At 75.8% G+C, this 707-nt stretch carries 1 protein-coding gene; it reads right to left on the reverse strand.

Going from position 1 to position 707, the window contains the following annotated elements:
• On the reverse strand, positions 1 to 707 hold a 707-nt coding region (locus tag IBL25_RS26465; RefSeq protein WP_187781390.1), incomplete at both ends, for a glycosyltransferase.

Raw genomic sequence — 707 nt, forward strand, 5'->3', positions numbered from 1 at the left:
GAAGCGGCCGAGCGCGGCGGCACGGCCCCGCGCGCCCATCTCCGCCCGCAGCGCCGGGTCCGAGAGCTGCGCCACGGCGGCGGCGACAGCGCCGGGGTCGTCGGTTTCCACCAGCAGGCCGCAGCCGGCTTCCCGCACCACGGCCGCCACTTCCTCGGCAAAGGCGGGGGCGATGATGGGCAGGCCGGCCAGCATGCAGTCAAACAGCTTGTGCGGCAGCGCCAGGCGGTGGTTCTCCACCCCCGGCTGGAACAGCACCAGCCCGATATCGGCGCCCGCCGCCGCTTCCAGCGCCTGGGCATGCGGCATCCAGCCCAGTTGCTCCACCTGCCCCGTCAGCGCCAGGGCGGCGGCGCGGGCGGCGAAATCCGCCTCGCTGTTGTCGGTGAAGCGGCCGACCAGCCGCAGCCGCGTGCCATCCGGGCAGAGGGCCAGGGCGTCCAGCATTTCCATGGCGCCGCGGGAGCGGCCCAGGGCGCCCAGATGCACCAGGGTCAGCGGCCCTGGGCCATGCCCACGCGGGGCCACGGCACTGGGGGCGGCATAGTTGCGCACGGGAACGATGCGCTCCGGTGCGCCGAAATCGGCATCCAGCCCGTCCTTAGCCACCACCACGGCATCGGCCGCGGCCCCGGCCAGCCGGCAGGCCAGGCGGATGGCGCCGCGCCCCAGCGGGCGCAGGGCCGGCGGCAGGCGGCTGTCGAGGC

The sequence above is a fragment of the Pseudoroseomonas ludipueritiae genome (assembly GCF_014490445.1).
Classification (GTDB): domain Bacteria; phylum Pseudomonadota; class Alphaproteobacteria; order Acetobacterales; family Acetobacteraceae; genus Pseudoroseomonas; species Pseudoroseomonas ludipueritiae.